Origin of the sequence: Sphingorhabdus sp. YGSMI21 (genome assembly GCF_002776575.1) — a bacterium.
Classification (GTDB): Bacteria; Pseudomonadota; Alphaproteobacteria; order Sphingomonadales; family Sphingomonadaceae; genus Parasphingorhabdus.
Window position 1 is genome coordinate 2,612,180 of record NZ_CP022548.1, and the last position, 18,905, is coordinate 2,631,084.

Annotated in this window: 18 protein-coding genes; 16 read left to right on the forward strand and 2 right to left on the reverse strand. The window is 55.6% G+C overall.

Annotated elements, in window-relative coordinates; genetic code table 11:
* Positions 1-106 precede the first annotated feature (106 nt).
* The 5 genes from CHN51_RS12650 (at position 107) to CHN51_RS12665 (ending at position 5,115) form a co-directional block, all read left to right on the forward strand.
* A complete protein-coding gene (locus tag CHN51_RS12650; protein WP_164089171.1) occupies positions 107-997 on the forward strand; it encodes an alpha/beta hydrolase in 891 nt (296 codons plus the stop codon).
* 31 nt (positions 998-1,028) lie between these two features.
* A complete protein-coding gene (locus tag CHN51_RS19795; RefSeq protein WP_164089173.1) occupies positions 1,029-1,190 on the forward strand; it encodes a hypothetical protein in 162 nt (53 codons plus the stop codon).
* Positions 1,191-1,343: 153 nt separating this feature from the next.
* A complete protein-coding gene (locus tag CHN51_RS12655) occupies positions 1,344-2,204 on the forward strand; it encodes an MBL fold metallo-hydrolase (RefSeq protein ID WP_164089175.1) in 861 nt (286 codons plus the stop codon).
* Positions 2,205-2,474: 270 nt separating this feature from the next.
* A complete protein-coding gene (locus CHN51_RS12660; protein WP_164089176.1) occupies positions 2,475-3,242 on the forward strand; it encodes an FCD domain-containing protein in 768 nt (255 codons plus the stop codon).
* Positions 3,243-3,717: 475 nt separating this feature from the next.
* Positions 3,718-5,115 carry an aldehyde dehydrogenase gene (locus CHN51_RS12665; RefSeq protein ID WP_100094342.1) on the forward strand — a complete coding sequence of 466 codons (1,398 nt, stop codon included), beginning with the start codon at positions 3,718-3,720 and terminating at the stop codon, positions 5,113-5,115.
* Positions 5,116-5,294: 179 nt separating this feature from the next.
* Here CHN51_RS12665 and CHN51_RS12670 read toward each other — a convergent pair whose 3' ends face one another.
* Positions 5,295-6,413: a hypothetical protein gene (locus CHN51_RS12670; RefSeq protein WP_123906315.1), complete on the reverse strand. Its 1,119-nt coding sequence runs from the start codon at positions 6,411-6,413 to the stop codon at positions 5,295-5,297.
* Between the two features lie 65 nt (positions 6,414-6,478).
* On the opposite strand from CHN51_RS12670, the gene cysD reads away from it, so the two are divergent.
* Genes cysD through CHN51_RS12685 form a run of 3 tightly spaced genes read left to right on the forward strand, consistent with a single transcriptional unit; the run spans position 6,479 to position 10,058 of the window.
* Positions 6,479-7,393, forward strand: a complete 915-nt coding sequence (cysD, locus tag CHN51_RS12675) for a sulfate adenylyltransferase subunit CysD (protein WP_100094344.1) — start codon at positions 6,479-6,481, stop codon at positions 7,391-7,393.
* Positions 7,393-9,318: a sulfate adenylyltransferase subunit CysN gene (gene cysN, locus CHN51_RS12680; RefSeq protein ID WP_100094345.1), complete on the forward strand. Its 1,926-nt coding sequence runs from the start codon at positions 7,393-7,395 to the stop codon at positions 9,316-9,318. The genes cysD and cysN overlap by 1 nt, the downstream gene beginning before the upstream one ends.
* A gap of 8 nt (positions 9,319-9,326) precedes the next feature.
* On the forward strand, positions 9,327-10,058 hold the full coding sequence (locus CHN51_RS12685) for a 3'(2'),5'-bisphosphate nucleotidase CysQ (RefSeq protein ID WP_100094346.1): 732 nt from the start codon (positions 9,327-9,329) through the stop codon (positions 10,056-10,058).
* A gap of 142 nt (positions 10,059-10,200) precedes the next feature.
* On the opposite strand, the gene CHN51_RS12690 is transcribed toward CHN51_RS12685, so the two are convergent.
* Entirely contained in the window at positions 10,201-10,986 is a 786-nt protein-coding gene (locus tag CHN51_RS12690; protein ID WP_100094347.1) for a response regulator, read from the reverse strand.
* A 424-nt stretch (positions 10,987-11,410) separates the two neighbouring features.
* Here CHN51_RS12690 and CHN51_RS12695 point away from each other — a divergent pair, with 424 nt between their 5' ends.
* From CHN51_RS12695 to CHN51_RS12725, 8 genes are all read left to right on the forward strand, one after another.
* The gene (locus tag CHN51_RS12695) at positions 11,411-11,809 is read left to right on the forward strand and encodes a response regulator transcription factor (protein ID WP_164089178.1); all 399 of its coding nucleotides are present in this window, start codon (positions 11,411-11,413) and stop codon (positions 11,807-11,809) included.
* 53 nt (positions 11,810-11,862) lie between these two features.
* Positions 11,863-14,082 (forward strand): CHASE domain-containing protein, encoded by a 2,220-nt coding sequence (locus tag CHN51_RS12700; RefSeq protein WP_164089179.1) that lies wholly within the window; start codon positions 11,863-11,865, stop codon positions 14,080-14,082.
* A gap of 135 nt (positions 14,083-14,217) precedes the next feature.
* Positions 14,218-16,347, forward strand: coding sequence for an ATP-binding protein (locus tag CHN51_RS12705; protein ID WP_100094350.1), 2,130 nt, complete (start codon positions 14,218-14,220; stop codon positions 16,345-16,347).
* Positions 16,348-16,523: 176 nt separating this feature from the next.
* The gene (locus CHN51_RS12710) at positions 16,524-17,039 is read left to right on the forward strand and encodes a helix-turn-helix transcriptional regulator (protein ID WP_100094351.1); all 516 of its coding nucleotides are present in this window, start codon (positions 16,524-16,526) and stop codon (positions 17,037-17,039) included.
* Between the two features lie 63 nt (positions 17,040-17,102).
* Positions 17,103-17,441 (forward strand): hypothetical protein, encoded by a 339-nt coding sequence (locus CHN51_RS12715; protein WP_100094352.1) that lies wholly within the window; start codon positions 17,103-17,105, stop codon positions 17,439-17,441.
* 46 nt (positions 17,442-17,487) lie between these two features.
* Complete coding sequence (locus CHN51_RS19800) at positions 17,488-17,925, forward strand: hypothetical protein (protein ID WP_164089181.1); 438 nt, start codon at positions 17,488-17,490, stop codon at positions 17,923-17,925.
* Positions 17,871-18,497 carry a JAB domain-containing protein gene (locus tag CHN51_RS12720; protein ID WP_164089182.1) on the forward strand — a complete coding sequence of 209 codons (627 nt, stop codon included), beginning with the start codon at positions 17,871-17,873 and terminating at the stop codon, positions 18,495-18,497. Before CHN51_RS19800 ends, CHN51_RS12720 begins: the two co-directional genes overlap by 55 nt.
* On the forward strand, positions 18,494-18,865 hold the full coding sequence (locus CHN51_RS12725) for a hypothetical protein (RefSeq protein WP_100094354.1): 372 nt from the start codon (positions 18,494-18,496) through the stop codon (positions 18,863-18,865). The genes CHN51_RS12720 and CHN51_RS12725 overlap by 4 nt, the downstream gene beginning before the upstream one ends.
* Positions 18,866-18,905: the final 40 nt, after the last annotated feature.

Genomic DNA, 18,905 nt, shown 5'->3' on the forward strand with positions numbered 1-18,905 from the left:
GACGGCGAGGAAGATGCAGGTCGATCCAAAGGCCTGGAAAGGTGAGTCAAAGCCAGAGTCGGCCAATGCAGACAAAGATTGATCAGGACTATCAAGGAGAATGAAGATGAGTAATGCAGAGCGCGACTTGCGCAGTATCTGGGCCTTCCTCGACAGGCTGGCGTTCACGCACGGATATGTCGACGCGGCCGGCACAAAAACCCGTTATGTCAACGCAGGTCCGAAGGATGCTCCCGTCGTCGTCATGGTCCACGGCATGGGCGGTACCTGGGAAAATTTCATCGCCAATTTTGCGGAATTTTCAAAAAGCTTCAACACTTACGCATTCGACCTGAAGGGCCATGGCTATTCGGACAAGCCCGACGAGCCTTATGCGGTATCCGGCTATGTCGAGCAGCTGGAAGGTTTCGTCAAGGCTCTGGGCCTGACCAAGATCCACCTCTTCGGCCTGTCGATTGGCGGCTGGATTTCGACCAAGTTCACAGTTCGCAATCCCGGTCTTGTGGAAAAGCTGATCGTCATGTCGGCCTGGGGGCGTCTGCGGCTCAACGAGACCGAAGAAGAACGCCAGAACGGGATGCAATTTCTGGCGCAGCGGGCCAAGTCGGTCGAGAACCCGTCACTCGAGAAAATGGACAAGGTGTTTTCGCAGCTGATCGCGGATCCGGAGCAGCGCATGCTTGACCTGCTGACCTTGCGGATGCGGGTCTATTCGCAGCCCAATATGGTGCGTACAATGGAGAATGTCTTTGCCGGTATCATGCCCCCGCTCTGGGAAGAGAATGTCCTGACGGACGAGGAACTGAAAAGTATCAGTCGTCCGACGATGATCATCGCCTGTCCGGATAGCGAGGACGAATTTCTGGTCATGGCTCACCAATATAGGAGTCTCATTCCGGACGTTGAATGGTGCGAAGTTTTCGGCGCGTCCCACTGGCCGCAATGGGAGACTGCCGATCAGGTAAATGCAGCGTCAATCGAGTTCTTGAAGGGCTGAACCAAAAGCCTGCAAGCACGAGGAGAATAGAATGAAATTACCGGCACTCGCGGAACGGCATGGACAACGGGCCGAGGCCCGCGAGCCCGTGGCCGGGCATGACAACAGCAAGGGGGCTTGGACTGGCCGATCGGTTGCCGCAAATGGCCATGCCCGTCTTGTCGCTTGTAATCCGATGGCTATGGTGCGCTAGATGGGAGGGGTCAGGTCTTGTGTGGCTGCCTGCAGCCAGGCCTTCGGGCTCTTTGCGCTGATGGCTTTTTCCGGGCCGGATATGCCAGCCTCGAATTCTGCTACAGGGGAATCAGACAGACTTGTCTTGTTGGGTACAGCAGGGGGGCCTCGCTTGCGATCCGATCGCTCGCAGCCGGCCAATCTGCTTGTCGTCGAGGGCAAGCCCTATCTGGTCGATTGCGGGGAGGGCTGCGTAACCCAGCTGCGCAAGGCGGGTTTCGAGCCCGGTGATGTCGAGCAGCTTTTCCTAACCCATATGCACCTCGATCATAGTGCCGGCGTCGGTCCGCTGGCAGCCTTCCGCTGGACAGGTAGCGTCACCAGCCAATTGACAGTCTTCGGGCCGCCCGGGACGAGCAAGTTTGTGGATGCTGCTATGCGGTATCTGTCGGTGCCGGGATCGGTCCATTCCCGCGAAGTTCCGAACATGGGTTCGATGGACATGCTGGTTCACGGGGAGGATATCAAGCACGGCGGCCCGGAAGCATTCGAACTATTTTCCGATGAGAAAATCCGTGTGCGAGCCGTTGAAAACTCGCATTTCGATCATTTGTCCGGGGTCGACATCGGGTTTGGAGCATTGCGATCTTACAGCTACCGGTTCGACAGCGCCGACCGTTCAATAGTTTTTACGGGCGATACGGGACCTTCACAATCTCTGCAGCGAATGGCCTCCGGCGCTGATATTCTGGTTGCGGAAATCATGGATGTCGATGGAGTCATGTCCGCATTCCGGCAGCGAACAGATATCCCGGCCGCACAATTCCCTGTGATCGAAGCGCAAATGCGGGCCAAGCATCTCACAGCGAGAGATGTAGGTGAGCTCGCTCAAGCATCAGGCGTGAAAACAGTGATCCTGACCCATTTTGCGTCGGCTGGAGCCGGTACCGAGGATGTCGAGCGTTTCCTTCGGGAAGTTAGCGAGGTGTTCGACGGGAAGGTCGTCGCTGGTAAAGATCTGCAGATTTTCTAACGCGCGAGGACGCGGGAAATAGTTTATATTGTGAAGGGCGCCGTGATCGATATGTCATTGGCCCCGGCAACAGTGTTGAGAGGGGTTCCCGGTGCGCCTGCGCTGCCCTTCGATAATTTTCGAAAATTTGCCAAGCTTCGTATAAACGTATAGGTATAAGGCAGGGCAATGATCTGAGATGAGGGACGCATCTTTGTCGGACGCCGGAGCCGTTTATGTCGATAGTTTGAAATGGAAAGTCTGCGAATGTTGAATATTAATGGAAATGGGATGACTTCGGCACCTCAGGATATCACAACCGAGGATGCAGCGAGTTTTGATGTTTATCGCCAGTTGCGTCTCGACATCATTTCCTGCCATCTGAAACCCAATCAGAAACTTCGCTTTGATGCATTGCGCAAATCTTATGGCGTAGGTGTCGGCACGCTGCGGGAAGCGCTGTCGCACCTCGTTTCTGACGGAATGGTGCGTATCGATGCCGGGCGCGGTTTCCGGGTGGCTCCCGTGTCCGTGGAAGATCTGGAAGATGTCACGGCCTGGAGGGTGGAATTCGAAACACGGGCGCTAGCGGCATCGATCCGCAATGGTGACGATGACTGGGAAGCGGAAGTGGTGACTTCCTATCACCTTTTGAGCAAGGTCACGGTCCCAGATCCTGAAGCTCCACCGGAAGAATGGTCGGCCTATGGTGACAAGCATGTCCGGTTCCACGAAGCCTTGGTGGCGAGTTGCGGTTCTCCCTGGCTATTATTCTTCCGATCGGCGCTGCAGTCGCAGGCTCTGCGCTATCAGGCGCTGGCCATGTCGAACCGGGAAAAAATGATTCACCGTGCCATGGACGAGCATAAAGCTCTTATGAACGCGACTTTGAGCCGGGATGCAGAGCAGGCCACGGCGCTCATCGCCAAACATATTCAGGATACGTCGGAGGATGTCAGGATCATTCTCAGCCAGTCTGCCGCTGTGGGCAATCTCAATGCGGATGTAGTCGAAGAGCGCGGACCTCGGCGGCGGGGGCGGCCTCGCAAATCCGCCTAGCAGACAAGGTGTGAAGCAGGGACAAGAGCCGGATTGCCGATGCCTGGATGTTCGATGCGTGATGGACCTGCTTGATGGGACAATGAATTAGTCCGGTTTCCGGGACATTTCGACCCGATATCAGCGCGTTTCCCATCGTCATGGTACAGGACCGGCAATTGCCACGTGAATTGTAAGGCGGGAAGTCCCGAAGCGGCGTTCGACGCGTCGCCAATCCAACAGTCAACCCGGGTGCTTGCCCAAAAGAGCCCGCAATCATCACAGGATGGATATCGTGAAGCGAGCGCCTAACCGTCGCTTGATCCTGGTGCCAAATGGCCGCGGATGAGCCGATCGATTGATCCGCAGGCAGCAAATGGCTGGCGCGCAGCGGCGGCGAGGTGACTGCTGAAAATATCGATCATCCAATCGCTATAAAATGCTATTGAATATAGCAATGGTGATTGTTATGATCCATAGCAATAGGAGAGAATCTATGCATTTTGAGCGAAAAAATCCCCTGACGGGTGAAACAGCCTCGACTGCGGTCGCTATGCAGGCTTCCGACGTGCCTGCAATTGCAGAGACGGCCGCTGCAGCTTTTCCGGAATGGGCGGCGATGGGGCCGAATGCGCGGCGGACGATTCTTATGAAAGCGGCGGACGCGCTTGAGGCACGACGGGATGAATTTGTCGCAGCGATGCAATCTGAAATAGGAGCCACAGCTGGCTGGGCGATGTTCAACCTCGGACTGGCCGTCGGGATAGTCCGGGAAGCGGCGGCGATAACCACGCAGATCGGCGGAGAAATCATTCCATCCGACAAACCCGGCTGCATGTCGATGGCCTTGCGGGAGCCTTTGGGGGTCGTCCTGGGCATCGCCCCCTGGAATGCACCGATCATTCTCGGCGTGCGCGCGATTGCCGTACCGCTGGGCTGCGGGAACAGCGTCATATTGAAAGCATCCGAAGCCAGTCCGCGGACACATGAGCTGATTATCGAGTCATTTGCAGCGGCAGGCTTTCCCGACGGCGTTGTCAATGTGGTGACCAATGCGCCCGAAGATGCGGCGTCAGTCGTTGGCGCGCTGATCGACGCGCCGCAAGTCAGGCACATCAATTTTACCGGATCGACCAGCGTAGGCAAAATCATCGCCAGGCGCGCTGCCGAACATCTCAAGCCCTGTCTGCTGGAGCTGGGCGGCAAGGCTCCGTTGATTGTGCTGGAGGATGCTGATCTCGATGAAGCGGTGAAGGCTGCCGCCTTTGGCGCATTCATGAACCAGGGGCAGATTTGCATGTCGACCGAGCGTATCATCATGGTCGATGCCATCGCCGATCAATTTGCCGGGAAATTCGCGGCAAAGGCCGCTAGCATGGCAGCAGGCGACCCGCGCGATGGCAATACACCACTTGGTGCGGTCGTGGACCAGAAGACGGTGGATCATGTCAATGGCCTGATTGATGATGCGATAGGGAAGGGCGCAAAGCTGCTGTCGGGCGGCAGGGGCGAAAGCGTGGTGATGCCTGCTACCGTCCTAGGCGATGTCACCGACAATATGGATATTTACCGTGAGGAAAGCTTCGGTCCAGTGGTCGCTCTGATCCGCGCAGAGGACGAAGCTGATGCCATCCGCATCGCCAATGACAGCGAATATGGACTGAGCGCAGCGGTGTTCACGCGCGATACCGCCCGGGGGTTGGGCGTTGCCCGTCAGATCCGGTCGGGGATCTGCCATGTAAATGGTCCGACCGTGCACGACGAGGCGCAGATGCCCTTCGGCGGCGTCGGCGCGTCCGGCTATGGCCGCTTTGGCGGCAAGGCCGGTATCGACAGCTTCACCCAATTGCGCTGGATCACTATGGAGACCCAGCCCGGGCATTATCCCATTTGAGGAGCCGAGCGGCGAGAGCATAGCTACGCAAGAAATATTCTGCCGGCGAAAGCCGGACCTCAATCAGGGTTCAGGCGCTATGTAGAGAAGCCCGAAAGTCGGAACGATATTCGACAGCTCTGCTCCCGGGCGTGCTCATCATTCTGCGTGGCCCTCCGGCTATCAGTCCCGCCACTGCGTCAGGCCAGTGCAACGATGCTCGCCAGAATGAGCCGCACAAGATCGGCCTGTCCGCGGGTTCCGGTTTTGGCGTAAATCCGTTTTGAATAGAGTCGCGTGGTCTCGTGGGTAAGGCCCAGCAGGGTTGCTGCTTCCCGGATTGTCACGCCATGACTGATATGCAGGGCCAGGCGGGCTTCCTGCAGGGTCAGGCCGAAAAGATTGGCGAGATGCTGGCTGCGCTCGGCGCTGCTGGTTCGCTCGCCGTGAACGAAGGCAATGGCAACCGGCTGGAGCGCACCGGGCAGATCGGCCGGCGGGTTGGTGAGCAGCATGTCCAGCCATGGCTCGTCAGAGAGATGGACCGAGCGGACAACGCTTTCACCGGCCTGTCGCAATTTCAGAAATTTGCGCAATACACCCTGCGCGTCGGCCTGCTCGGCCACGAGACGTCCGTCCGGCGATTTGCGCAGGGTTTGCGCTTCCTGCACCAGGGCTTCTGCCTGTTCGCTCATGTCAATGATCCGGCCGGACCCATCAAGCATGAACCAGCCGAAATTCAATCGCATGATCGCATCGGCAGAAATCCCCGCTTTCAGCCGTTGTCTTTCCAGTTCGGCATGGGTGCCGGCGGCAATCGCCAGATGATTGGCAAGCGATCCCAGCAGCGCGCCGTCACTCGCCGAAAAATCGCTCTTCTTGCGCCCGAGCGAAATCCAGATCTGTCCGCCATTGGGTTCAGTCACACGCATGTTGCGGGCAAAACGGATATCGGGATCCTGCATGAACAGCGTCTTGAAGCGGTTTTGCAGGGGGTCGCTCGAGTCTATGAATTCATCCAGCGAATAGACCCGGTTTGGCCGCATGGCCTTGTGCGGGAGCGCTTGTGAATTGCCGAATTCCTGCCGGTAGATTTCGTTGATATCTGCCAGGTCGTCGTCGACAGCGGGAATCCGGACCGATTGCAACCAGTCATGATCGCCCTGAAACAGCAGCCTTGCATAATCGGCGGCGGTTCTGCGACGCAACTGCTCCAGAAATTCCTCCCACGGGGGCGCCCCTAGGGTGCCGCGATGCAACGCGGCGACCAAGTCATGTTCTTCGCTGTAGATTACGGCCATTTCCCGTGTATATCCCATTTGGGAACTACATGCCAGTCGAAAGCGGCTATTGTGTCCGGGAACGATCAAGGATGGAATGACAAGTGACCCGTATCTTAACCCATTTGGAGCGACTTGAGGCTGAAGCCATTCACATCATGCGAGAAGTGATGGCCGATGCGCAGAAGCCGGTGATGATGTACAGCGTCGGCAAGGACAGCGCGGTCCTGCTGCATCTGGCCAAAAAGGCATTTTACCCTTCGCCACCGCCGTTTCCCCTGCTCCATGTCGATACGACATGGAAATTCAAGGACATGTACGCGCTGCGTGAAAAGGCGGCGCAGGATGCCGGGATGGAGTTGATCGTGCATCACAATGCCGAAGCTCAGGAACGGGGAATCAATCCGTTCGACCATGGCCCGCTGCACACCGATATGTGGAAGACCGAAGGGCTGAAACAGGCCCTCGACCTGCACGGATTTGACGTGGCCTTCGGGGGGGCGCGTCGCGACGAGGAAAAAAGTCGTGCGAAAGAAAGAATTTTCTCGTTCCGGACTGCGAGCCATGGCTGGGACCCCAAAAACCAGCGGCCGGAATTGTGGAATCTCTACAATGCCAGGAAGGCCAAAGGGGAAAGCATTCGTGTATTTCCGATCAGCAACTGGACCGAACTCGACATCTGGCAATATATCATGGCCGAAAATATCGAAATCGTACCGCTTTATTTTGCCGCGCCGCGGCCAACCTATATCCACGAGGGTGGACTGTTCATGGCCGATGATCTCGATCGGCTCGAGAAGGTCATGGGCAGGAAGCCCGAAATCACCACCCGTTCGGTCCGTTTTCGCACCCTGGGCTGTTTCCCGTTGACCGGTGCCGTCGAGAGTTCGGCATCGACGCTGTCCGAAGTCATTCAGGAAATGCTGCTGACAACTACCAGCGAACGCCAGGGGCGGATCATCGACAAGGATGAAGGCGGTGCCGGCATGGAGAAGAAGAAGCAGGAGGGCTATTTCTGATGACCGAACAGACCGGAAATGATCCGATTTACAAAACCGATGCGCTGATCGCCGAGGATATCGACGCCTATCTCGCGCAGCACCAGAACAAGGAACTGCTGCGTTTCATCACCTGCGGCAGCGTCGACGACGGCAAGAGCACGCTGATCGGCCGTTTGCTGTACGACAGCAAGATGATCTTTGAAGACCAGCTGACTGCGCTGGAAGCCGACAGCAAGAAGTCCGGCACCCAGGGGCAGGAGATTGATTTTGCCCTGCTGGTCGACGGTCTCGCCGCCGAGCGCGAACAGGGTATCACCATCGATGTTGCCTATCGTTTCTTCTCGACCGAAAAGCGCAAGTTCATTGTCGCCGATACGCCGGGCCACGAACAATATACGCGAAACATGGTGACGGGTGCATCGACTGCGGATGCTGCCGTCATACTGGTGGATGCCCGCAAAGGGATCTTGGTTCAGACGCGGCGCCATTCCTATTTGGCCCATCTGCTTGGGATCAAGAATCTGATTCTGGCGGTGAACAAGATGGACCTTGTCGACTTCAGTCAGGACATATTCGATTCAATCGTCGAGGATTATCGCGAATTTGCTGCTGAAATCGGCATCGAAAGCTTCACGGCGATCCCGATTTCCGGCTTCAAGGGTGACAATATCACCGAAGCGCCGTCGGCCCATACGCCTTGGTACGAGGGTCCCGCGCTTATCGCCCATCTCGAAAATATCGAGATCACGGCCACGGTTGCGCAGGAAAAGCCGTTCCGGATGCCGGTCCAGTGGGTCAACCGTCCCAATCTTGACTTCCGCGGTTTCTCCGGGCTTGTTTCCGGGGGCACTGTGAAGCCGGGTGATCCTGTGCGCGTTGTGCCGTCGGGCAAGAACAGCCGGGTGAAGAGCATCGTGACTCTGGATGGCGAACTCGACGAAGCGGTCGCTGGCCAGTCGGTCACGATCACGCTGGAAGACGAAGTGGACTGTTCGCGTGGCGATGTAATCGCGGCGGCAGGGGATCCGCCGGAAGTTTCGGACCAGTTTGAATCCACGATCGTGTGGATGAGCGACGAAGCGTTGAAGCCCGGTCGCGGCTACTGGCTCAAGCTGGCGACGCAGACGGTCAGCGCGTCGGTCCAGGAGCCCAAATATGAGATCAACATCAACACGATGGAGCATCTCGCAGCCAAGACGCTGGAACTGAACGGCATCGGCGTGACCGAAATCCATACCGACAAACCGATCGTGTTCGAGGCTTATGCCGACAGCCGGCAACTTGGCGGGTTCATTCTGGTCGACAAAATTACCAATGCGACCGTTGCCGCCGGGATGCTGCATTTCAGCCTGCGACGTGCCGATAATGTCCACTGGCAACCCACCACGATTACGCGGGAAGAACATGCGGCGCTGAAGAACCAGACCCCGCGGGTCCTGTGGTTCACCGGTCTTTCCGGCTCCGGCAAATCGACGATTGCCAACGAGGTCGAGAAAAGTCTCAATTTGATGAATCGCCATACATTCCTTCTCGACGGGGACAATGTGCGGCACGGATTGAACAAGGATCTCGGCTTTACCGAAGCGGACCGGATCGAGAATATCCGGCGCGTGGGAGAAGTCGCCAAATTGATGACCGATGCCGGATTGATCGTGCTGACAGCCTTTATCAGCCCGTTTCGCGCGGAACGGCAAATGGTGCGTGAAATGCTGTCCGATGGAGAGTTTATCGAGATATTTGTCGACACACCGCTCGAGGTTGCCGAACAGCGCGACGTCAAGGGGCTCTACAAGAAAGCCCGAAGTGGCAAGCTCAAGAATTTCACCGGTATCGATAGCCCGTATGAATCTCCTGAAAACGCGGAAATTCGGGTGAATACCGTAGAAATGACTCCCACAGAAGCTGCCGAATATATCGTTCGCCAGATCATGCCGCTGAAATGAGTAGAATTATGACCGATGCCGATCTTGCCGCCCATCTTGCTCATGTTGCCGGACGAATTCTGCTCGAAGTTCGGGAAAGTGGAATGTTCGAGGGCAAAGCTCTCGGCAAAGCCGGAGACCAGACCGCCAACGAGTTTCTTGTCCATGCCTTGCGTCAGCAACGGCCGGAAGACGGACTGCTGTCGGAAGAAAGCAAGGATACCGATGAACGGCTCGACAAATCCCGTGTCTGGATCATCGATCCGGTCGATGGCACGCGGGAATATGGCGAAGCGCGCTCGGACTGGGCCGTGCATGTCGCACTGGCGATAGACGGGGTGGCCTCGGTCGGGGCCGTCGCGCTGCCGGGGCAGGATGGTGGCACTGTCCTGCGCAGCGACAAAGTCGGTGACCTGCGCGCTCATGACGGCCCGCCCCGGCTTGTCGTCAGCCGTACGCGGCCGGCAGCAGAAGCGGTTGCAGTAGCAGAGCGATTGGGCGGTGAATTATTGCCAATGGGTTCTGCGGGCGCAAAAGCCATGGCTGTGGTGCAGGGGGAAGCGGAAATCTATCTCCATTCGGGCGGGCAATATGAATGGGATAGTTGCGCGCCGGCAGCGGTCGCTTCGGCTTATGGTCTCCACTGCTCGCGGATTGACGGCTCGCCGCTGGTCTACAATCAGAAAGACACCTATATGCCCGATCTTCTGATCTGCAAAAAGGAATGGGCGGAAGCGGTGTTCGACGCACTGAACGCCTGACCGGGCAGGATTTTCGGCCTTATGGCTGAACTGTTGCATCAGCGAAATCTGCGCCGTTGCCGCGGGCTATGCACCCATAGGCTTTGATGAGGCTGATCTGTTGCGCTGGCGATGGGGCTCAATCGGGGCCGCGATGAAAGTCTCACGCCGCTTCGAGCAGATTTTCCAGTGCGCTGCGCATCTTATGGGGTCGTTCCGCCATTTCCCACTGTTTCAGCCCATCTTCGATCAGCTTTGCATGATTGCCCAGTTCCTGTTCGCCGAACATGGCAGCGGTCCCGGCAAGCTTGTGTAATTGCTCGCGAATTTGACGAGTTTCGGCATCGGAGAAAGTGCCTTGTTTTACGAAGCGGATCACGCTGTCGATCGCTGCCTCCCTGCGCAACCGGTAGCGCTCGAACAGATCATCGGAAATATCGCTGGTCAGTTCAGTTGCGGGGGATTTTTGTGGTTCCCGCTGCCGGGGCTTGAGCCAGTGTTGCAGAACGGTCTTGAGATCGGAAATATCGACGGGTTTTGATATATGCGCCTGCATCCCTGCCTCCAGGCAGTTTCGAATATCATCGCCAAATGCGTTTGCCGTGACTGCGATAATCGGCAGCTGTTCTGCCGATATTCCGCTGGTCCGGATTATGCGGGTGGCCTCATATCCGTCCATGAAGGGCATCTGGATATCCATCAGCACGAGATCAAACGGATTGTCTTCGGCTACCGACTGGCTAATTTGGGCAACGGCCTCGGTTCCATCCGAAGCCAGTTCGGTTTTATAGCCCAGTCGCTTGGTCATCGCCTGAATGAGAATTTGGTTCACATCATGATCTTCGACCAACAGCAGCCGGGCCTCTGCGGACAGGGATTTGTCAGCTGCAGATTTCCGAGCCAGGGGCGCGTCTACGACCGCCCTGCCTATGTCCTGATCATGCTTCATGCTTTGTCCTTTTTTTTCGGGCCTGTGCCAATCAGGCTCCGATGTCGGTCAGGATTGTATTTGGGCCATGATGAAAGACGGTGATTCTGGGCTTCGATTAAGTATCGATATTCGCGTTGCTCGCCAGCGGGCCTGCCGCCAACGGCCGACGAACAGCTCTCCACCGCTATCTCCCTGCCTACCGATCCAGCGGAAGGACACTGATTTTCTGGTCCGAATTGTCAGAACTGGACAGGCAAAATCGCCAGCTATTCTGCCGGATATTGGCGTTGCTCACCTAATAGTTCGACCCAGAATGGTTAATTCTCGGCCGTTCGGTCCGTAATTACATCGAGACGTGATCAGGATCGATTTGATTTAAATCTATCTGTTTCAATTTTCCGCACCGGGTTGGGCGGGAAAGGCAAAGACAAAGGAACTGAAATTGGCCACTATCCTGTTTGCAGATGATGACGCCCTTCTGGGCGATCTGGTTTATCACAAGCTCGAGTCTTGCGGTCACAAGGTTGTTGTGGTTGACAATGGCTATAGCGTCCTGTCCGCCGCACTTCGGGCTCTACCCGATCTTATCATTCTGGATAACCGTATGCCCGGACTAAGGGGACCGGAAGTCTTGCCGGTTCTCAAAAGGCAGGCAAGAACCTCTGCCATCCCGGTTCTGGTTCTGACCAGCCAGACAGGTAAAAACGCCATGGCCGAAGCCTTTCGGGCCGGCGCCGCAGATTATATGGCAAAACCGTTTCTGCCTCAGGATCTGGCCGATCGAATATCATCCCTGCTGGGTCCGCAGGAATCCCTGCAACAAGTTGGGCAACATTTATGAACGTGGCGTTGAAACGATTTGCTCGCAAGTTGCGAGAAAATGAAATTTTTCCCATGAACGTCACCACCGGCGCCACATTGCTGTTTGGTACGATCGTGTTGCTGGGGGTGACTATCTTTGCGTGGAATCTGACCAAGACAACCACATATGAACGTAATTTTGCCGCCTTTGAAACCTTGTCCAAAGACAGTGAACTGGCACTTACCCACAGGATAGAATCTTATCGGCAAGCGCTGGATAGCGGTGCAGCCCTGTTCGCTTCATCCGATCGCGTCGCGATAAGCGACTGGAAGACTTTCGTCGATATTCTCAAGATCGAGGAAACACTGCCCGGTATCAACGGGATTGGCTATATCGAACAGGTCTTGCGCTCCAGGGAAAGCGCCTTTCTGGCCGATCTTTCTTCCCGCGGGGTCACCGATTTGGAGGTCTATCCGCGGACGCAATGGTCCGAGATATTGCCAATAACCTATATCGAGCCCATGTCGTTCAACAAGGAAGCCGTGGGCCTGGATATCGGCTTCGAGGCAAACCGTCGCTCTGCGGCCTATCAGGCAAGGGACAGTGGCAAGGCGACCATCACGAAGCGCATATTTCTGGTACAGGACAAAGAGAAAAGTGCAGGGTTCCTGTTGCTTCGGCCCATTTATGAGTCCGGGCGTCCGCTGAATTCCGTATCGCAGCGCCGCGCCGCCTTCCGCGGCTGGGTCTACGCTCCGTTCATCGCTTCCCGGTTCATGAAGGGGCTCACTGCAAGTCAGGGCACGAATTTCCGGATCACCGTTTATGATGGCAAATCCACGAATGATTCAGAGCTGATTTTCGAGAGTAAATCAGACGCTGAGAAATCTCGTAAAGCGCGCTATTCGGTCACCAAAGTCTTGCCGATGATGGGGCAGGAATGGACTGTTTCCTGGGACAGCACACCGGAGTTCGAGGCCAATGTCGGAACGCAGGAGCCCAAGTTCGTTCTCATCGGCGGGCTGGCTCTTGTTCTCGCCTTCGCCACTCTGGTGATGTTCTATGCCCGCCGCGAAGCCTATGTGCGACAGGAGGTCAAGAACAAGACACAGATACTCGTCGACAAGGAGAGAGAGATCGTCAGCGCGCTCGAGGTTGCCAAGGCTGCGACTGGCGCAAAGTCCAAATTTCTGGCCAATATGAGTCATGAAATCCGTACCCCGATGAACGGTGTGATCGGTTTTACGCAATTGTTGGATGATGGAACACTGAACGAGACGCAAAAGAAATATGTCGGGCTGATCGCCGATTCCGGTTCGGCGATGATGACGTTGCTCAACGATATTCTGGATATTTCGAAGGTCGATTCCGGAGCGATGACAATTTCGCCCGAACCGTTCGACATTCGGCACTTGCTGAACAGTTGCGTCAAGATTTTTTCCCCCAATGCGGAGGAAAAGCATCTGACTATCCTCGTGGAGGTGGACAAGAATGTACCGCAATGGATTCAGGTGGACGGTTTCCGTTTGCGGCAGATCGTGATGAATCTTCTCGCCAATGCCATCAAATTCACGGAAACCGGATATATTACAATTTCGGCTTCGTTCAGCGAGGCAGACAAGCCGGAACTGTCTATCGCGGTGGCCGATACCGGCGTGGGTATTGCACCGGATCGACAGGAAGCAATTTTTGAACCGTTCATCCAGGAGGATGATTCCACCGCCAGAAAGCATGGTGGCAGCGGCCTGGGTCTGACAATCAGCAAGCAGCTGATCGAGCTCATGGGCGGTGCAATTCTTCTGGAAAGCTATGTCGGTCGCGGTTCGAAATTCACTGTTCAAATACCGGTTGACCGGCTGGAGCAGGGCGGGACCAAGAATCTTATTACATTCCCAAACCAACCGGAGTGCCCGGACAAAAATGGCGCAAACGCGCTGCGCATTCTGGTGGCGGAGGACCACGATGTTAACCAGGTGCTGATCGGGGAAATGCTGACCAGGCTTGGCTATCAATATGAGCTGGCCGTCGATGGCGCAGAAGCGGTTGCCATGATCAGAAAAGCCGAATTTTCGGAAAATCAATATGATCTTGCCCTGATGGATTTGCAGATGCCCTATGTGGACGGGATCAAGGCGACAAGAATGGTTCGCGAGCAGGGGATTGATGCGAAAACGCTTCCGATCATCGCGCTGACCGCCAATGCGTTCGAGCAGGATATCGAACAATGTATCGCAGCGGGAATGCAGGCCCATCTCGCAAAACCACTGGCGATCGAGGCGCTGCGCAAGACCGTACTCGACTGGGCCGCCTGATAACATCGCGCCTGTGAATGAGCCAAAATGGCGTCATGCAAGGTGAAAGCGATAGCGAAATCCTGCAACAGAAAAATCATGCCAGATCAACCTGGGTTGCATACCTTTTGATCCCACCCGAAGAAGGATGAACAAGTGCCCCATATTTTCGACAGTGCGGTTGAAGCAATGGGGATCCATTCCCGAAACGATGCCGGTACCAGTCGGCGCACCAGTTCCCGCGGTGCCCCTAAAGCCGATACTACCTGGAAACTTATACCGCCCTTTCTGGTATTGTTGACCGCGCTTTCGGTTCTGCTACTCGGATGGGGCGCTGGCATCACCGCCTTGACGAGCCTTCATCCTTCATTTGCAGCCATGGTCCCGAGCACCGCGCTATTGTTCGCATTGTCATCGATTTGCCTGATACTCTGGTCGATTTGTCCGGGACGGCGTTTTGCCATGCTGCTGGTGCCACTAATTGCGCTGGTGTCGATAACGGTTGCCGCAATAAATATCGGTATCAATCTCGGGTCCACGGCGTCCGGCATCGATGCTATGATCTGGCCCGACGACTTGTCTTTTGTCGTCGAGCATATGTCAGTTTCGACGTCCCTCTGTTTTATCCTGCTGGGAATCGCGCTGATCAGATTGCCAAAAGAAAGCGGCAGGGACCATCTCTTCAATTTCGCGACCACCCTGGGAGCAGGGATCGCTCTGCTGGCCCTGATTGCCTATGCCTTTGGTGCGTCTTCCCTGTACGCAGTAGCGCTGTTCACGACTATGGCCATTCACACGACAATCGCGTTTGCGATACTTTTCGCCATGGTCTTGCTGGCCCGCCCGGATCGTGGCTGGGTCGCCATATTGCTGGCCGATGGTCGCGGAAGCGCCAGTGCCCGGCGGATGATGCCGTTTCTGCTGGGGGTGCCGTTTTTGCTCAGCCTGTTGGTGAACTGGGGGCTCAAGCTCCAGCTTTTCGATGCCAATTTTCAGCTGAGCCTGCTCGCGGTTGTAACGATGCTACTTCTCGCCGCGGTTTCGATCCGTGATGCGCGCGTCGACAATCACGCGGAACGGCTGCAGATAGATACGAGTATGCGACTGGCGGCATCGAAAGCGGCGATAAAGGCCAAATCCAATTTTCTCGCCAATATGAGCCACGAGATACGCACCCCGATGAACGGCGTCATGGGATTTACCCAGTTGCTGCTCGATAGCGACCTTGATGGCGAACAACGACAATATGCCGAGCTAATTTCGGAATCCGGCCATTCGATGGTCGCGTTGATCAACGATATTCTGGATATATCAAAAATAGACGCCGGGCAGATGACTCTGGCCAGCGACCCCATTGATATCCGGCATGTCATCGAAGGGTCTGTTCGCCTAATGAGGGCCGCAGCGGCCCAAAAAGATCTCAAGATGGAGTCGCGATATGATGACTCCTTGCCTGAGACGATCCTCGGCGATCAACTGCGTATTCGCCAGATCCTCTCCAATCTGATCGGTAATGCGATTAAATTCACCCAGGATGGCGGCATATCGGTTCATGCGAGAAAGATCGGGCTCGGGAATCACGAGTTGATAGAACTTGCAATCTCGGACACCGGGGTCGGAATTGCACAGGAGCGCCAATCCGCAATCTTCGAGGAATTCAGCCAGGCAGATGAGTCCACAGCCCGAAAATTCGGAGGCACCGGACTGGGACTGGCGATCAGTCGGCAGCTTGCCGAATTGATGGGTGGTACGATCAGCCTGCAGAGCGAAATCGGCAAAGGCACGACATTCTTCGTGACGCTGCCGGTGCGATCGGTGGAAAAAGGAGAGGATGAGCAATCGGAATATCAGCCCGGCCATCCAGTCGAGAAAGCGGCGCCGTTGAAGACGGGGAAAATCCTGCTGGTCGAAGACAATATGATAAATCAGCAGCTGATAATCTCCGTTCTGAAAAAACATGGTCATGAATATGTATTGGCACAGGACGGGCAGGACGCAATCAATGCTCTGGAAAGTGCGCGAAACACGGATCATCCCTTCGCATTGGTGCTGATGGATATCGAGATGCCGCAGCTTGACGGTATCGAATCGGCGAAGCGGATACGGGCGAGCGGTTTCTCTTCCAGTTCGCTGCCGATCATCGCCCTGACGGCCAATGCCTTTGCGGAAGATATAGACGAAGCCCTGAGCGCGGGCATGCAAGCACATTTGGCCAAGCCGATTGACGTGGCTCAATTTCTCGCGACCATCGGTAACTGGATGCAGCCAGGTGCCTGTTCGAACTGAACTAATTGCCGAAAGTTTGGTCGTTCGCAGCGGGCGAGATCACCATTTACGAATGTCTTTTTGCCGCCAGGGATCAAGCTTTCGACCGGATGATTCGGCGACACTCGAACCTCCTGAGCCAGTTGCGTTACAAAGATCAAATCAGTATGAAGAAACGGAATTAATAGGACTTAACCTTGAACGATATCGAGCCAGAGTCATCGCGCGTGGCAAATTTGACTGCAAAGCAGAGAGAATGCTTGCACCTGGTCGTGCTTCGGAAATCCTCCAAGGAAATCGCCAGAATTCTTGAAATCTCCAAGCCTGCCGTCGATCAGCGGCTGGTGAGCGCACGCCGGGTGCTGGGTGCAGCGACGCGAGACGAGGCTGCATTGATATATGCAAGGGCTTCCGGCACCTATGATCGGATACTATATGATCCGGCAGGTGTTCCCTTCGACGGCAATATCGGTCCAGAAGGATCTCAAGACGAGCGACCAGGCGCATCCATGCTCGAAGAAGTATCGATCCCTTACGAGTTTGATACCGAGCATGATCCGAACGTCTGGCCGCAAATCTTGAAAGAGTCGGAGGGTAATTGGGGAACCGCTCAGAGAATAGCCATTATAGTCATTCTGACTATCGGTATTTTGGCGATTGTCCTGATCGGTCTTTCGGTTTCCCAGTCTCTTTCTAGTCTGTTGACAGCCTAGCCACCGACTGGGCTCTCATTTTTTTAAACAGCAAGAATCCGTGTTTTACGGAAAGGAACAACTATGTCTTATCAAATCAGAATCGCATCCGATCAAATCAAGCAAGATATGCCGCACACCGAGGCCTCCATTGATCAGGCCCTGATTTCGGTGTCCAGCCTGATGGCTACTTTGGTGCAGGCGCGCGTCGATACCGGTGTGCCGGCTGCAACCGGACAGGTCGCAGTTCGCAGGCTGGCCAAGGCACAGATGGCGCTGGTCGAGGCCAGTAGCGACGTCCTGCGCGTTCATGGAGAATTGCAGAAGGTCGGAAGAGAATTCGCGGGCATGGATGTACACGAGACCTGCCCGGCTGTTCAGGGCTCGCTGGTGCCCGCCAATTTGCATTCTGTCGCCGCCTGAGCGAACAAAGGTTGACTGGAATGTGTGAGAATGGTCCATCAGGAGTATGCGAACACTCGTTTTTTTACTCTTCCTCGGTGCAATCTGCATTTACGCATTGTACCGGGGAGGGGGCCCCGAACGCTGGGTCGCCTGTATCGTTATCGCCATGGTGGTACTGGATCCGGCCGTTCATATGTTCACGCCGCTCGGATATGCCACGCTGGATCCCGGTCACTTGGTCATTGATTTGGCCGGGTGGCTCGGCCTGCTCGCTGTCGCACTTCGTGCAAACCGGTTCTGGCCATTATGGGTAGTCTCACTCCAGACGATCGCCCTGGTGGCTCACGCCACGAGGATGCTGGATGTAACGATTCATCCAAAAGCCTATATGATCATGCAAATAGCGTCTTCCTATCCCTTGTTGGCTCTGTTGCTGCTCGGCACGATTTGTCACCAGAAGAGGTTGAAGGCCATCGGGATCGACAGGTCCTGGCGCAACTGATCGGGATTATCGAGCCGGATGATGCCGTCCGGCTCTCCGGCGAGCTGCTGGAAGAATTCGGATCGATCGGACGTATGCTGGCAGAATCCGAGGCGGCATTGCACCGGGTCCTGGCCGACAACCGGGACGTGGTGAAACTGCTCAAGGCGAGCGAGCAATTCATGCTGGCCAAATTGCGCAACGAGCTTCCACGCAAGCTCATTTCGGCCACCGATCGGAGATTGGTGAAATATCTGCAGGCCCGTATGGGTTCCCGGACCACCGAGTTGATGCGGATATTGTTTCTGGACAGTTCGCACCACCTTCTGAGCGATCAGGAATTTGGCGAAGGCTCTCCACACCGGATATATATCCAGCCGCGAACCATTTTGAAACGGGCTCTCGAACTCGATGCGAGTGGGCTCATACTGGTTCACAACCACCCGGGCGGAAGCCTGACACCGAGCAGCTCGGATATAGAATTCACCAAGTCCATCAAGGCATTATGCCTGGAACTCGACATATTCCTGCACGATCATATTATCATAACGAGCAACCGCTGGACCAGTTTTCGAAAGTTGAAATTAATATGAGCCTTGAAGCGGAAGCGGATTATGCCGCGCTTGCAGCGATCGAACTTCAGGCGAACCAGCAGCGAAATATATATTTCTCGAATTCGCAGATATTCGGTGACCCGGCCTGGCAACTCATGCTGGAAGCCTATATCGCGACCACCGAAAACCGTTGTGTTGATTTGTCTGATCTGGAGAGCGAATTGTGCCGGCCGGCTTCGGTTGTCGCCAGATTGGCAGCAATTCTGGAGGCCGAGGGCTATCTGGAACGTTGTCGGTCTCACAAGGTCCAGCATATTGGTGCGGTAAAATTAACCAGCAATGCGATCGCCTGGTGCGAACAGTGTCTGGAATTCAAGCACGGCAAACGTCACGGCGAACTGGACTGATATGGGGGGGGGCACCGAAACCAATTCCGTTCTTTTCAAA

Excerpts from the sequence above, each read along its gene's own strand:
- CHN51_RS12665 (WP_100094342.1), top strand. The coding sequence starts at position 3,718 with ATGCATTTTGAGCGAAAAAATCCCCTGACGGGTGAAACAGCCTCGACT.
- CHN51_RS12715 (WP_100094352.1), top strand. The coding sequence starts at position 17,103 with ATGTCTTATCAAATCAGAATCGCATCCGATCAAATCAAGCAAGATATG.
- cysN (WP_100094345.1), top strand. The coding sequence starts at position 7,393 with ATGACCGAACAGACCGGAAATGATCCGATTTACAAAACCGATGCGCTG.
- CHN51_RS12700 (WP_164089179.1), top strand. The coding sequence starts at position 11,863 with ATGAACGTCACCACCGGCGCCACATTGCTGTTTGGTACGATCGTGTTG.
- CHN51_RS12670 (WP_123906315.1), bottom strand. The coding sequence starts at position 6,413 with ATGGGATATACACGGGAAATGGCCGTAATCTACAGCGAAGAACATGAC.
- CHN51_RS12650 (WP_164089171.1), top strand. The coding sequence starts at position 107 with ATGAGTAATGCAGAGCGCGACTTGCGCAGTATCTGGGCCTTCCTCGAC.
- CHN51_RS12690 (WP_100094347.1), bottom strand. The coding sequence starts at position 10,986 with ATGAAGCATGATCAGGACATAGGCAGGGCGGTCGTAGACGCGCCCCTG.
- CHN51_RS12725 (WP_100094354.1), top strand. The coding sequence starts at position 18,494 with ATGAGCCTTGAAGCGGAAGCGGATTATGCCGCGCTTGCAGCGATCGAA.
- CHN51_RS12660 (WP_164089176.1), top strand. The coding sequence starts at position 2,475 with ATGACTTCGGCACCTCAGGATATCACAACCGAGGATGCAGCGAGTTTT.
- CHN51_RS19800 (WP_164089181.1), top strand. The coding sequence starts at position 17,488 with ATGCGAACACTCGTTTTTTTACTCTTCCTCGGTGCAATCTGCATTTAC.
- CHN51_RS19795 (WP_164089173.1), top strand. The coding sequence starts at position 1,029 with ATGAAATTACCGGCACTCGCGGAACGGCATGGACAACGGGCCGAGGCC.
- CHN51_RS12685 (WP_100094346.1), top strand. The coding sequence starts at position 9,327 with ATGACCGATGCCGATCTTGCCGCCCATCTTGCTCATGTTGCCGGACGA.